The organism is Bartonella sp. CE47NXGY (genome assembly GCF_042195415.1).
In the GTDB taxonomy this organism is placed as follows: Bacteria; Pseudomonadota; Alphaproteobacteria; order Rhizobiales; family Rhizobiaceae; genus Bartonella.
Genome location: NZ_JBHIOI010000001.1, coordinates 67,484 through 82,636, shown reverse-complemented (window position 1 = coordinate 82,636; position 15,153 = coordinate 67,484). Strand labels below are relative to the sequence as shown.

The following is a 15,153-nucleotide window of genomic DNA, read 5'->3' as shown; positions in this document are numbered from 1 at the left end:
TTGTATGAAAAATCTTTCAAATAAAATAAAATGCCATTAGCTTGCCAATTCACATGTTGGTTTAAAAAAGCATCTTTTAAAGCACCCAAACCCATTTCCCGACGGTACCTATGAATGATGTAATGTTAAGTCCATTTAGCAACACCATCTTCACGTTTATGGAAAAGCAAGCTAGTATCAAAATCTCACACTTTGCCACCCCCTAATGTAGCGACAGCCTTTAGCACTTAAAATGGTTCATAAGAAGCATTTTTATTCTTTCTTTAATGTTTTTATCTCACGACGCCCCCTCTTTTTGACGTGCAAAAGACATGGTTTTGATCGGTTCAATTAAAATGAGAAAATCTTATGACACTTGGGTCTCTCACTCAACATGACAAAAAGTAATTTATGTTTACAAATCAAAGTATTGTTCGAATAAAATAGTAGCTCTTTTGAGTAAAGGATATTTACTAGAACATATCTGAAAAATAAAAGCCTCATTCGAAAATGAGACTTTTGAAGTGTTTAATTCTGCAAAAAATTAAAATTTATAAGCTACACCCACACGAAAATCATTTGTCTTGTAGCCCATTTCAAATTTATCCTGTATGAACTTCTTTTTGCCAAAATCTGAATAACGATATTCTGCACGTACAATAATATTATCAGTCATTGCAAAATCAATACCACCTCCAAGGGTATAACCAATCATGGTCTTTTTTTCATCATGCAACCAATCAGAAAAATCAACTTCTCCATTTTTGCTATCAGCTACTGCCGCAAAAATATTCTGAAGCTGCGTATAAGCAATCCCTCCAGAAATATAAGGCATCATACGCTCAATCGCAAAACCAACTCTCACCCGTGTAGCACCAGCCCATTTTTGTTTTAAAGTATGACGTACAGCTTTAATAGGTGTTGTCGAATCCTCCTCATGCAAATCTCTTGTTAGACTTGTTTTTTCTACAAGTTTTGGTGTTTCTTCAGTTGGACTTTTTTTCGGTAGATTGACATCTTTAGAATCCTTTTTACCAAACCACATAATATCTGTATCAATACCTATAATAAAACTATTATCGATATCAATATTGGAACCTGCATAAACTCCCCCGATAAAACCAGAAAGTTTAGGTAAATTCTCCTTTCCAATTGGATTCCATATCCCTGTCTCATGTTTTAAATAACTTGCAGTTGTTTTACCTGAAAAGTTACCAATCTGTCCTCCAAGATAAAATCCTGTCCAAGACAAAGCAGGTGCTGGAATAACAGGAACAGGTTGTTCAGGAATAACGATATCCGACGCCTGTACTACAGAAATTGAAATTAAAGAAAATATAGATGTTGAGGCTAAATACTTTGTAATCATAATTGCTCCCCTAAAAGCTAATGTGATACATAAATAATGATAAATCGTTTCACAATTTTTTGAAAAAATCTATAGCAAAAATGACACAGTTAAAAAATTAAAATTAGTTTTAAATAAAGCTTAAATATTATTTATAATTTCCAGAAGCTATTAATCTATAGTAGCTTTTATAGCTTCATATTGATCATTATTACTTGGAATTATATAAATAATTATAATGTCAATTTTTTGAAAAAATGAGATAACGCTCATAAAAAATATGATTCACTAAATTAATCACTCACCGCTTTTTGTATAAAGAATGATACCTAGAATGGAGAATTTTTTCATCACACTTGAAAAAACAGTAGAGAACTTCACTCTAACCCTCTCAAGCGTCTATGAAATGAAAGACAAAAATTAATATATAAAAATGGAATTAATAATTTTTATTTATTCTTATAGAATTATTTTAATATTTCATGATTTTTGTAAAAACTGAACAGACCAATTGCCCAGTTTCTGCAATTAATTTTTCAACACGAAGCAAATCAGGTTCCCCAACACTATTCAACAAAAGGTCACTTAATCCAGGTGGCATGTCATTGGGATCAAGAGAATCATTTAAACAAAGCCGTATAATTTGACTCAAATTTGTATAAAGACGATAGGCATAATGTAAATCAGCAATACATGACTGATTAAGAAAACTGTTTGGTAAGTGATCTAAAATATCCGCTGTCGTCGCTCCAATTTGAAACTCAATGACATGCGTAATAAGAGAAAATTGAGCAATAAACTCCAAATCCATAATGCCACCAGACATCGTTTTTAAATCCCATTGATTTTTTGGCGGCTTTTCTTTTGCAATCAAGGCACGCATTTCACATACTTCTTTTGCAACTTCCTTCTTATCACGAGAAATAGCAATAATTGCACACACTTCATTTTCTAGCTTTTGTAAAAAATCAGGGTCTCCTGCAATGCCTCGAGCCCTTGTTAAAGCAAGATATTCCCATATCCATGCTTCTTGGCGATAATACTTTTTAAAAAATGGAAAAGAAACAGCAATAGGTCCTTTATTGCCTAATGGCCGTAACCTTAAATCAACGACATAAAGAATACCTTGGCTTGTAAGAGTGGATAAAGCAGAAACGAGGCGCTGTGCTAAACGCGTATAATATTGAGAGATATAAAGAGGCTTTTCTCCATCAGATATTTCTGCATCATCATCGTGTTCATAAAGCAAAACGAGGTCAACATCGGAATCTGCTGTTAATTCGCGACTTCCAAGCTTCCCCATACCCAATATGCCAACACGCCCTCCTTTAATACGACCATGAAGACGAGAAAATTCCTCTTGAACGGTAGCAAATGTTTTTGTAATCATAAGATCAGCAAGCGCAGTAAAAGCAAAACCCGCTCTTTCTCCTGTAATTGTACCGTTTAAAATTCGAATACCAATCAAAAAACGTTGTTCATCTGCAAAAATCCTTAAATGATCAAGAATTTCCTCATAAGAAAGAACATTTTCAAGAAAATATTCAAGCCGTTTTTCTAAGTACGTTTTGGTCGGTAATTCTGAAAGAATATTCGGATCTAACATTCCATCAAAAACATGGGACCTGCGTGCAATAATTTCTGCAAGACGTGGAGCAGCCCCCATAATAAGGACAAGCATATCCAAAAGAGAAGGATTAGACTGCAAAAGACTAAAAAGCTGAATTCCTGAAGGTAAGCCCTGTAAAAAACCATCAAAACGCAACATCGCCTCATCAGCTCGTTTTGTCCCACCAAAAGCTTTCAAAAGAGCTGGTGTTAATTCCGTTAATCTCTCGCGTGCTTCGGCTGATTGCGTTGCTTTATAACGACCAAAATGGAGCGTGCGCATAATACGACAAATATCACTTGCTCTTTCGAAGCCTAAACGGCTTAACGTTATTAATGTCTCCGGATCATCTTCTTCACCGGTAAAAACTAAATTACCAATTTCTAAACCAAGTTCTTTCTCATTCTCAAACAGTGCAGCATAATGTTTTTCAACAATCTGAAGTGTTTTTAATAAATCACGGATAAAACTGCTCCTGTCTTGATAACCCATTAAATAGGCAACACTCGTGAATTGAGCAGTATCATTTGGAAGAAGATGTGTTTGTTCATCGAAAAGCATTTGAATACGATGTTCCACATTTCGAAGAAAAGCATAACTTTTTATAAGGCTATTTCTCGTTTTCTCACTGATCCAACCAAGCGTGTGAAGTTCTGCTAACATTGCAACTGTCTGACGTCCACGTAATTGAGGAAAACGTCCACCAGCAATGAGCTGCTGTGTCTGAACAAAAAACTCAATCTCACGAATACCACCACGACCTAACTTTATATTATGCCCATAAGCTGCAATTTGACCGTAATTTTTATGCGCATGAATTTGACGTTTGATCGAATGAATATCAGCAATAGCAGCATAATCTAAATATTTCCGCCACACATAGGGAAAAAGCTCTTTGAGAAAGTTAAAACCTGCCCTCTTATCACCAGCAACTGGACGTGCTTTAATCATGGCTGCTCGTTCCCAATTTTGCCCACGCCCTTCGTAATAACGCAATGCAGTCCTTACTGGTAAGGCCAAAGGGGTTGAACCTGGATCTGGACGAAGACGAAAATCAAGACGAAAAACATATCCTTCCGCAGTGCGTTCTTGAATGATACGGATTAATCGGCGTACCATTTTAGAAAATACGTCAACACTTTCAGAAAGATTACCAATATGAGGTGATGTTTCATCAATGAAAACAATAAGATCAATATCAGAAGAATAATTAAGTTCCCCTGCTCCTAACTTTCCCATCCCTAAAATAATTAAACCACAGTCTTTTTCTGGATTCTCACGGCTTAATAAATTGATCTTACCATGATCATGCGCTTCTCTTAATAGAAAACGTAGTGCTACACTTAATGCTGCTTCGCCCAAACGTGTCAACCAAGCACATGAAACTTCGTAAGTAAAAACACCACCCAAATCAGCTAAAGCAATAAGAACATGCGCTTCTCGTTTTTTGCGCCTTAAAGCAGCCATCAATGAAGTTTCATTTATAGCTTCATCCTTATCAATAGCTGTAATATCATCTATAATTTCGCTCAGCCTTGTTTCTATATCAACATTTAATAAAGCACTAAGATATGATGGGTTGGCAATTAAAACCTCACGCAAAAAAGGAGATAAGGTCATAACCGAACTGATAAAATCAATCTGCGTTCCACTCTCTGAAATGATGGAAACAAGCGATTCTAAACCTTCTTTCCTTGCTTGTTCTTCCATGTCTTTTAACCATTGGGAACCACTTTTATCGAGAGGACATAAAGGGAGAAGCTGTGTTTTTAAAAAAGCTTGTTTCATCTGTGCTCCCTTGAAAAGCATTTTGCTTTCCTTTCTATTGCTTTATACTTTTAAAATAGTTGTTACGTATGAAAGTGAAGAAAAATATCTTTAAGGAAATAACAAAACAGCCCTAAGCCCTGGATTTGCATTTTCAAGTAACAATTCACCCCCGTGAAGCTTCATAACCGCTTTTGCTATACTTAAACCAATCCCAAACCCAGGTTGTGTGCGGCTTTCTTCAAGACGAACAAATCGCTCTGTCACTTTTTCACGTTTATCCTCTGCTATTCCTGGTCCATTATCGCTCACAACAACTAATAAATGTTCATCACGATATTCCATTGATAAGCAAACCTTCGCTTGCCTTCCACCTTTAGGCGCATATTTAATTGCATTATCTATAAGATTAAAAATTGATTGCGCAACAAGCTCACGATTCAATTTTAGCTCTTTATCAAATATATCTCCCAACTGAAGTAAAACACCTGACTCTTCAGCAAAAGGTTCGTAAAGCTCAACAGCATCCTCAAGGATCAGTTTCATATTAATCATTTCAAGATGTTCAATTGCACTGCTGGCCTCAATACGTGAAATCATTAAAATCGCATTGAACGTACAAATAAGTTGATCTGATTCTGCAATAACCCTATCAAGGACCTGACGATATTCAAGCTTTGTCTTATTTCCTGAAAGCGCTTCTTCAGCGCGATTTCTAAGACGCGTTAACGGCGTTTTCAGATCATGAGCAATATTATCTGATACTTGACGTAAACCAATATTTAATTCTTCAATGCGGTCTAACATAACATTAAGATTGGTTGACAATCGATCAAACTCATCCCCTACTCCAGAAACAGGTAAACGCCCACTGAAATCACCATCCATCAAGCGCTGTGATGCAGCCGTTACATGATCAATCCTTTGTAAAGCTCTCCTGCCAACAAAAAACCATATGAGTAAAGCGCCTCCAACCATTGCAGCAAGTGCAATGATCACAGCTTTGCGAATAACAACAGCAAAACGTTCTGGCTCATCCAAATCACGTCCTATAAGAATCTTCATAGCATTAGGTAAATCAACAATAACCGCCAAAGCGCGATGTTCACTTGTTTTGCCATGTTCTCCAAAACGGGAATACAAAAAAGAGGTAGAAATAAAACCACTCTGATTCAAAAGACCTAATTCAATACGTGCTACATTTCCTGCTAAAATACGCCCCATAGAATCTGTAACAAGATAAAGAAATGCTCCTGGTTGTCTTGAACGATAATCAATAGTGCGCATTAATAAGGATAATCCCCCATAATTATAAGCATTTTCAATATACTTTAATTCTTCATGTAAAGCCTGTTCAGTTTGCTCTGTTAACAATGAAGCAGAAAATGCCGTCATATAAATAGAAAGTCCTGTTGCCACCAATCCAAACAATAAAATGTAAAGTGCTGAAAGCCTTAGCGCCGTCGTGCGCATTATATTAATCAAACGATTCATGCTTTGTTATCTGGTACTTTCAGCATATATCCAGCTCCACGCACTGTATGGAGAAGGGGAACATCAAAATCTTTTTCAATTTTGGCTCTCAAACGAGAGATATGGACATCAATGACATTCGTTTGTGGATCAAAATGGTAATTCCAAACGTTTTCCAAAAGCATAGTGCGTGTAACAACCTGCCCCGCATAACGCATCAAATATTCAAGTAAACGAAACTCTCGTGGTTGCAATAGAATGTTTCTATCACCTCGTTTTACCGTATGTGCTAACCGATCAAGCTCAAGATTACCTACACAGTAAACAGTTTCTGCTTCTTTAGGATTTTTCCGCCGTTGTAAAACTTCAACACGCGCAAGAAGTTCAGAAAAAGCATAAGGCTTTGTCAAATAATCATCTCCCCCTGCACGCAGCCCCGTTACACGATCATTAACTTGCCCTAAAGCAGACAGAATAAGAACCGGTGTTTCATTGCCTTTAGCGCGCAATTCAGCAATAATAGAAAGACCATCACGATGCAAAAGCATTCGGTCAACAACCATAACGTCATAATTTTCCGTGGTTGCTAAAGCGTATCCCGTATCTCCATCATAAGCAACATCAACAGAATGCCCTACTTCCAAAAATGCTTTTTCGAGATAATGCCCCGTCTCATGATCATCTTCAATAACGAGTATCTTCATAAAACGTATCTCCATTATTTTATTATGTTGTAGGACAAATGTTTAATAAATATTTGTCCTACAACTAAAGCTTTATTTTTTGAAAATTGGAAGAGCAACAAAACGATTTTGATCATTTGTTCGCACTTGTAAGAGTATAGCCTTTCGTCCTAACTGCTGAGCATTTTTGATTGTGTTAATAATATCAGAGACTCGTTTAACTGGTTTATTATTTACTGTCACAATGATATCACCAGGGCGTATCCCTTTATCTGCAGCATCTGAATCGGTATCGACATCCGTTACGACAACCCCTACACCATCATCAGAAGGCATAACAATCAAACCATAATCTTCCAATGTTTCATCTAAATCACTCTGTCCATTTGAATATTTTGAAGTCTCTTTCTTACTTTCATCTTCAGACATTGAAGCGAGTTTAACCTTTATACTCTCCTCCTTACCTGATCTCCAAATCCCTATGGTTACCATTTCTCCTGGTTTAATATTTGCAATACGTTTCGCCAGCTCACGCGCATCAGCAACTTTTTCATTATTCACTGAAATAATTACATCACCCGCTTTAATACCAGCCTTTTCTGCCGGTCCTTTTAACGGATCAGTAACCAAAGCACCTTTGGCTTCTTTCAATCCTATTGAATCGGAAATCTCCTTTGTTACCGGCTGAATCTGAACACCTAACCAACCACGTTGAACTGAACCTTTTTCAATAAGTTGTTGTACAACCTGTTTTACAGTCGCTGCTGGAATAGCAAAAGCAATCCCAACATTTCCTCCAGAAGGAGAAAAAATTGCTGTATTAACCCCAACAACCTTTCCATTAAGATCAAACGTTGGACCACCAGAGTTTCCTCTATTAACAGCAGCATCAATCTGAATAAAATCATCGTACACACCAGTGCCAATATCACGTCCACGTGCAGAAACAATACCTGCTGTCACAGTTCCACCAAGACCAAATGGATTCCCAATGGCAACAACCCAATCCCCAACACGAAGCTTTGAATCATCACCAAAATCAACATAAGAAAATTTTCTTTTATCATTCACTTTTAATACGGCAAGGTCGGTTTTGGGGTCTTTCCCAATGAGCTTTGCGTTCAATTCTGTACCATCATCAAGAACAACAGTATAACTTGTTCCGTCAGAAATCACATGATCATTGGTCACAATGTAACCATCAGACGAAATAAAAAAACCCGATCCAAAAGCAACAGGACGGAGTCTCTGCGATTGGTGCGGAAATTTATTTTTAGGTTTATCAAAATCATAAAACTCTTTAAAAAATCTTTTTAAAGGATGCTGATCTGGTAATTGATCAAGTCCTGGACCACTAAAAAAGTTGCTAAAGAACCTATCTTCTTTCTTTTTATTGCTCTTTACTTGTACTGCTACAACGGCTGGTTTCACTTGAGCAACAATATCGGCAAATCCCTGTTGTTGCATTAACGAAGTAAATACAGAACTTGCATGAGCCTTTGTCATCCACAAGCTTGATGTACATCCACTAAAAAACAGTGCACTTTCCAATATCGCAGAAAAACTCACTGCGACAAATGTTTTAAAGAAAGCCTTTTTAACCATTTATTCTATGCTCCTATTCAATCATACCTTTATTTCAATTCCGATCACTTATAAAATACCAGACCTTACCGTTTTCTGTCTAAATTATTAAAGTTTTGTAAGGTTTCAGTATTCCCTAATATAATTACAATAAGATTGTCTGCTCATTGCAGATGATCTGATTTTTTTCTTTTATGTAACATTTTTTTTAATGCAATGACATTTTTGACTGTTCTTTTTCATTCACATAACTCATGATTATTTCGTTTGAAGTGGAAAAATATGATACTTACGCCAATGATAATAATGATCAAAGGCGAGAACCATAAAAACCAAGTTATCTTATTCAATGGTGGTTTCAAGAGAATAAATTCACCATATCGCTCAACAAGAAAGTCAGTGACTTGCTGATTACTATAGCCCATTTTTAGCCTTTCCCGAATTAAAAGCCGTAAATCACGTGCTAAAGCAGAATCTGAATCATCAATTGATTGATTTTGACAAACAGGACAACGTAAATGCGATGAAATATGGCGTGCTCGCGCTTCAAGAATCTTATTCTTTAAAATCTCATCCGGCTCTACTGCTATTGCTAATCGAAAAGGAAACGTTGCAATTAAAAAAAATACAATCCAAAGAATTTTTTTCATCTCAATGTCTTTTCCAAAAATTTAAAGCAAGCACTACCCTATTGTACATGCCAATGCGAAACCAATACCCCAAAAGAGAAAGACATCCCCCCATAGCCATCATGAATGCCCCTAACCAAATACATATTACATAAGGCTTCCACCATACGTGCACAACGAGACCCCGATTATCAATATGTCCCGGTACAATATATAGCTGTGATAAGCCATGATTTTTAAGACCAACTTCTGTTGTTGATGTATTTTGGCTTGAATAAAATCGCTTTGAGGCTGTTACATGACCCACAATGTTTTTATTTTCATATATTTTAAAATAAAATTCCATTGTCGAATAATTCGAACCAACACCATCATGCACTGCATCAAAATGAAGCGTTTTATCCGCTATCGTCACCCTATCCCCTACGTTCATGATTAAAATACGTTCTTGCCCAAAACTTGCCACGCAAACAATACCAAATAATGTAACGCCTAATCCCATATGTGCTATTGCTGCACCAAAAGTAGACCATGGCAATCCAAGAAATCTCTTAACGCGTACTGAAAAAGCTCTCTTGCCATATCCACTCTTTCCCCATAGATCCGCTAAACTGCCTAAAAAAACAAACGCTGAAAGCCCAATCCCTAAAACTGCAAAAATATCACGCACAGATGTCGCATAGAATATTATAAAACAGACGATACCAACCAATACAAAAACAAACCACAAGCGTTCAAAAACTGCAAGAAAATCACCGCGTTTCCATGCCATCATTGTCCCAAATGGAACAAACAACAACAGCAAAACCATTAGCGGTCCACAGGTAAGATTAAAAAAAGCAGCCCCTACAGAAATTTTTTGCCCTGTTAATATCTCAATAAAATAAGGATAAAGCGTACCAATCAATACTGTTGCTGTTATTGTTGTCAGTAACAAGTTATTTAAAACAATAAACCCTTCACGTGAAATTGGTTGAAAAAATCTTTCTGTTTTTAAAATAGGGGTACGCAAAGCAAAAAGAAGAAAAGCAGCTCCCGTAAAAAAAAATAAAAGAGCAAGAATTGCTTGCCCGCGTGCTGGATCAACAGCAAAACTATGAACAGAAACTAAAAGCCCAGAACGCACAAGAAAAGTTCCCATCAGAGAAAGGGAAAAAGTAAGCAGCGCTAAAAACAGAGTCCAACTTTTCAATATTTCTCGTTTTTCGAGAACAAGAGCAGAATGTAAAAGAGCCGTTCCTGAAAGCCACGGCATAAACGAAACATTTTCAACAGGATCCCAAAACCAATACCCCCCCCATCCTAGCTCATAATAAGCCCAATAAGAGCCAACCATAATACCCAATGTCAAAAAACACCAAGCAAGTAAAAGCCACGGACGAATCCCACGCGCCCAAATTCTATCAACATGTCCCATAATCAATGCCGCAACGGCAAAAGAAAAACAAAGTGAAAAACCGACATAACCTAAATAAAGTAGCGGTGGATGAATTGCTAATGCGATATCTTGTAAAAGAGGATTGAGACCATTTCCCTGCAATGCTGGTGGATTTACGCGTAAAAATGGATTGGATACAAAAAGAATAAATAAAAGAAAAGCAGTTGTAATCCAACTTTGGCAAATTAAAACAAGCGTCTTAAAATCTTCTGGCAAATGTTGGCTAAAAAAAGCCATCAATGCGCTAAAAAAAGCAAGACTTAAAACCCATAACAACATAGAGCCTTCGTGGTTGCCCCAAACACCTGTAATTTTATAGAGCATCGGTTTTTCTGAATGAGAATTCTCAACAACGTTCAAAACAGAAAAATCAGATACGACATAAGCATAAATTATCACTAAAAAAGATAAAAGCAGTAATGTAAAAGTAATATATGTTAGAGGAACAACTGTTTGCATTAACAAACGCTCTCTCCACCAAAAACCTAAAGCAGGTAAAAATGCCCCTAATAAGCTTACTGAAAATGCTGCAGCTAAAAAAATATGACCCAGTTCGACAAGCACAATCGAATTATTTCTCCATAATGTAATGTTTTTTCAAACGATCAGCTGTTTCTTTAGGCATATAAGTTTCATCATGTTTTGCTAAAATACGCATCCCTATAAAAAAGCCCTGTTTATCGAAATGCCCTTCTACGATCACCCCCTGACCTTCACGAAAAAGATCCGGTAAGGCACCATTGAAAACTACTTTTTCATGTTTTTTGTTATCCGTTACAAAAAAAACAACGCCTCTCTCTCCAACATATTGAACAGTTCCCTTTTCAACAAAGCCACCCAAACGCAAAGGGCGCTCCGTTAAAATATCTTCTCTTGTAATTTCAGAGGGCATTCTAAAAAAACTGACCGCATGACGCATTGCGTACACTATGAGACTTGCTGCAATTGTCATAACCAAACAACATAATAATATGATCAGTAAGCGCTTTTTTTTTCGCTGCTCTAAAATAACCTTCAACGAAGTAGAACTTTTTAAAGATTGATTGTTCATAGACACTCTGCGAAAAAATTTTAAATACGTTATAATTAAGTATCAATATTTTATTTTTTAAGAGCTTTGCACATCTTCTACATAGGTGCAAGATTTCTTTTCTTTGTATGCTTACTCGATAAATCACGTAACTGAATCATCATTTTTTTAACACGTGATTGTCCTGAAAAATTTTCAGGCATTGTATCAAGAAAGCTTTGTAAAAATTGCACTGCCTGTGCAGTTTTTCCTGCTTGATGCAATGCATCGGCTAACAATAAACGTGGATAAAAATCTGTTGGCGCTAAATCTGCTGCTTTTTGAAAAGCATTTTGCGCTTCTTGCGTTATCACTCCCCCTTCATAACCAACCAATGCTAAACCGTATCCTACAAGCCTTGGAGCTGTTTCTCCATTCAAACGAAGTGCATCTAAATAAGTATTCACTGCTTCTTGAAAAAGGCTTTCTTCGAGATACCCTACCGCTAACGCATCTGCTAGCTTGCCATCATGAGGTGCACGGAAAAAAAGCACTTGTAAACGAATAAGCTTTTCTTGCTTACTAAGAGTTTGAGGATCCTTATCCATTAATTCGCTAAAAAAATAACTTTTCACTTCTGGATTGCCTGTCAGCCCATAAATATTCCATGTCATAAGGAGAACAAACAAGATACTTAAAGCCTTAAGAATATTTCTTTTTTTATAATGCATATAAAGCTTGTTAAACTCAATCATACGCTTATGGCTTCTATAACCATCCACGGTTTGAACTTTCCATTCTTTTTTTATCTCATCATCAAAACGTAGTGAAAGAAAAAGAACACTTGCCAGAAAAATCAGAAAAAATGCTGCAAAAATCAATAAGAGCATATCGTTTTTTTCCAATACGAACAGAGAATAACTCGCTTACATTTTATCCTCTTCATGAGAAAAGTGATGTGAATTAATAAAAATTCATTTTTTCATGGAGAATATTATAAAATCTATTATATATATATATCAATTAAACAAAGAAACTAAAAACAATGTTTCCCTACTCTTTGATGTATTATCTGAAAATACTGCTTTACAAACTTTATAGACATTTCTTGCTTAAGGAGAAAATATGTTATTCTCCCATCTTAGGTAATAAAACTTTTGCATATAACCCACCCAAATCAGAACGGGATAAAAAGAGATTCCCACCATATTCACTGACCATATCTGAAACAATTGCTAACCCTAAGCCTGACCCTAGTTTACTTTCATTAAACCGCCGCCCCCTTTTTAATGCTTCATCAATTTTGTCTTCTGTTAAACCAGGACCATCATCTTCTACAAAGATACTAAAATATTCTGTTTCTTCAGCATTTTCTTCTAAACAACAAGAGATCAAAACCTTTGCGCGAGACCACTGAGTAGCATTTTCAATCAAATTCCCTATAATTTCTTCTAAATCTTCCTTCTCTCCAGAAAAAACAATATCATCAACATCCATAATAAATTGAATTTGTTTTTCAGGATTAAGCTTTTTCATAACCCGCACCAAGCGTTCAAGCACACTGCGAACAGACGTATGATAGACAACACTATCGCATTGTGCTGCAATCCGCGCACGCTGAAGATAATGATTGATTTGAGCTTGCATTATTTGCGTTTGCTCTCTCAACAAACTAGCCTTTTCTCCGCGCATCTTATCTGTCTCATTCATAATCACGGATAGAGGCGTCTTCAATGAATGCGCGAGATTACCAACCTGTGTGCGAAATCGCTCGATAATACGCTGATTATTATTAATGAGAGCATTCATCTCTTGTACAAGCGGCATCACTTCGCTTACTAAATCCGTATTCACATAATGAACTCTTCCTTCGCGAATATCATTCAATGCATATCGAATAAGCTTCAACGGTTGAAAACTAAAGAAAATAATAGCAATATTAATAAGAACACTCCCGATACCGAAACTCCAAAGAAAAATTTGCAAAGTTCGCTTAAATTCCTTTACCTGGGCATGAGCTTCATCGATATTCCCAACAAGCCGAAAACGTGCAATATGATTTTTATTATCAAGAACAACATCACTCTCAATCACTTGTAGCTTTTGACCATTGTTCCCCGTTATCCGATAAGAGCGAAAGAATTTATTGTCAAAAGGTATATCAACATCACTTGGTGTAAATATCTCGCCTGTTCCCAATGAGGGAGATGTCAATCTTCCTTTTAAATTATGGGATATCGCAACAACTTCCCAATACCATCCTGTTGTTGGATCAGAATAACGAATATCATCAATCCCAGCCCCTCCTATCAAAGTACCTTCCGATGACACCGTCACTGTTGCAATAAGACTGTAGAGTTGAGCAGAAAGGATACGCTCTAGGCTTTGTTCAGTCGAACGCTTATAAAATAAAATACTTACTGCAGAAATCGATAAAAGAGAAATAACAACCCATAATGTTGATAAGATCATAACACGTAAACTGAGAGATCGAGTAATTACAAAAAAGAACCTCCTATACCAATTATTCTCTTCAAAAACATTCATTAATCACCTCGCGTTCTCACGCGATATCCCATTCCTCGAATAGTTTCAATCAAATTCACTCCAAGCTTTTTCCGTAACCGACCTACAAAGACTTCCACCGTATTCGAATCCTTATCAAAATCCTGATCATAAAGATGTTCAGTAAGCTCTGTTCTTGAAATGACCCTGTCACAATGATGCATGAGATACGAAAGCAGTCTGAATTCATAAGATGTTAGTTTAATCAATTGACCATCCACAAAAACACGAGACGTCTTTGTATCCAACAAAACATTTCCGCAACATAATGCACTTGTCGCATGTCCCGTAGTGCGACGAATTAATGCTCGCAAGCGCGCCATCACCTCCTCCAAATGAAATGGCTTCACAACATAATCGTCAGCTCCAGCATCAATACCGCGCACCTTATCAGACCAACGGTCTCGCGCCGTTAGCATTAAAACAGGCATGGAGAGCCCTTCTTGACGCCACTTTTCAACAACACTAATACCATCAATCTGCGGTAAACCTATATCAAGTATCACCGCGTCGTAAGACTCTGTGCTCCCTAAAAAATAAGCCTCTTCACCATCGAAAGCACTATCGGAAACATATCCTGCACGTCTTACAGCTTCTGCTAATTGATGGTGAAGATTCCGATCATCTTCAACGATTAAGATACGCATCACAACACCATCTGCTAAAGACTAATCAGCAGGAACAAAAAACTCAACACGACGTAACTTTTCACCATTACGGGCTGGTACAACAACTACAATTGCACACATGTCCTTTCCATCCTGAACAACCGGTTTTGAACGGACGAGAACCCCGCTCTCTTGTGCGGCAGCCTTCTTACCTACTTCAGCACACCCAGAAGCTAGAACAGAATCTGCTCCTAAAAAAGCTGCTATTATTACGAACAAGAATTTTTTTTTCATCATAAATATTTCAATAACCCATCTCTTCTCTTCCTTGATAAAGGATAAAAGAAATAATGGTTTTTTTTAGTCGATTAAAAAATCACAAATGAAAACAATTTATCCTCTATCTTACAGAAGAACATATTAACATTACTCCAAATTTTTAAAAAATCAAAAAAATATTT

Annotated in this window: 12 protein-coding genes; all 12 read right to left on the bottom strand. The window is 36.7% G+C overall.

The genetic code is table 11. The features are described from left to right. Window positions 1–523: 523 nt before the first annotated feature. A complete protein-coding gene (locus ACFIL3_RS00365) occupies window positions 524–1,348 on the bottom strand; it encodes an outer membrane protein (RefSeq protein ID WP_375612993.1) in 825 nt (274 codons plus the stop codon). Window positions 1,349–1,799: 451 nt separating this feature from the next. After that, window positions 1,800–4,724, bottom strand: a complete 2,925-nt coding sequence (locus ACFIL3_RS00360) for a bifunctional [glutamine synthetase] adenylyltransferase/[glutamine synthetase]-adenylyl-L-tyrosine phosphorylase (RefSeq protein ID WP_375681745.1) — start codon at window positions 4,722–4,724, stop codon at window positions 1,800–1,802. A gap of 90 nt (window positions 4,725–4,814) precedes the next feature. After that, a complete protein-coding gene (locus tag ACFIL3_RS00355) occupies window positions 4,815–6,197 on the bottom strand; it encodes an ATP-binding protein (protein WP_375620682.1) in 1,383 nt (460 codons plus the stop codon). Then, window positions 6,194–6,880, bottom strand: a complete 687-nt coding sequence (locus ACFIL3_RS00350; protein WP_273791552.1) for a response regulator transcription factor — start codon at window positions 6,878–6,880, stop codon at window positions 6,194–6,196. The genes ACFIL3_RS00355 and ACFIL3_RS00350 overlap by 4 nt, the downstream gene beginning before the upstream one ends. 72 nt (window positions 6,881–6,952) lie before the next feature. Then, window positions 6,953–8,464 carry a Do family serine endopeptidase gene (locus ACFIL3_RS00345; RefSeq protein ID WP_375611163.1) on the bottom strand — a complete coding sequence of 504 codons (1,512 nt, stop codon included), beginning with the start codon at window positions 8,462–8,464 and terminating at the stop codon, window positions 6,953–6,955. Between the two features lie 218 nt (window positions 8,465–8,682). Next, on the bottom strand, window positions 8,683–9,093 hold the full coding sequence (locus ACFIL3_RS00340; protein ID WP_375628209.1) for a cytochrome c-type biogenesis protein CcmH: 411 nt from the start codon (window positions 9,091–9,093) through the stop codon (window positions 8,683–8,685). Window position 9,094: 1 nt separating this feature from the next. Continuing rightward, entirely contained in the window at window positions 9,095–11,074 is a 1,980-nt protein-coding gene (locus ACFIL3_RS00335) for a heme lyase CcmF/NrfE family subunit (protein ID WP_375681744.1), read from the bottom strand. Window positions 11,075–11,081: 7 nt separating this feature from the next. After that, window positions 11,082–11,561 (bottom strand): cytochrome c maturation protein CcmE, encoded by a 480-nt coding sequence (ccmE, locus tag ACFIL3_RS00330; RefSeq protein WP_375681743.1) that lies wholly within the window; start codon window positions 11,559–11,561, stop codon window positions 11,082–11,084. 77 nt (window positions 11,562–11,638) lie between these two features. Then, window positions 11,639–12,409 carry a tetratricopeptide repeat protein gene (locus ACFIL3_RS00325; RefSeq protein ID WP_375652309.1) on the bottom strand — a complete coding sequence of 257 codons (771 nt, stop codon included), beginning with the start codon at window positions 12,407–12,409 and terminating at the stop codon, window positions 11,639–11,641. A gap of 238 nt (window positions 12,410–12,647) precedes the next feature. Continuing rightward, a complete protein-coding gene (locus tag ACFIL3_RS00320) occupies window positions 12,648–14,066 on the bottom strand; it encodes an ATP-binding protein (protein ID WP_375668225.1) in 1,419 nt (472 codons plus the stop codon). Further along, complete coding sequence (locus ACFIL3_RS00315; RefSeq protein WP_375649356.1) at window positions 14,066–14,731, bottom strand: response regulator transcription factor; 666 nt, start codon at window positions 14,729–14,731, stop codon at window positions 14,066–14,068. Before ACFIL3_RS00315 ends, ACFIL3_RS00320 begins: the two co-directional genes overlap by 1 nt. A 21-nt stretch (window positions 14,732–14,752) precedes the next feature. Next, complete coding sequence (locus ACFIL3_RS00310) at window positions 14,753–14,989, bottom strand: hypothetical protein (RefSeq protein WP_273723886.1); 237 nt, start codon at window positions 14,987–14,989, stop codon at window positions 14,753–14,755. Window positions 14,990–15,153 lie beyond the last annotated feature (164 nt).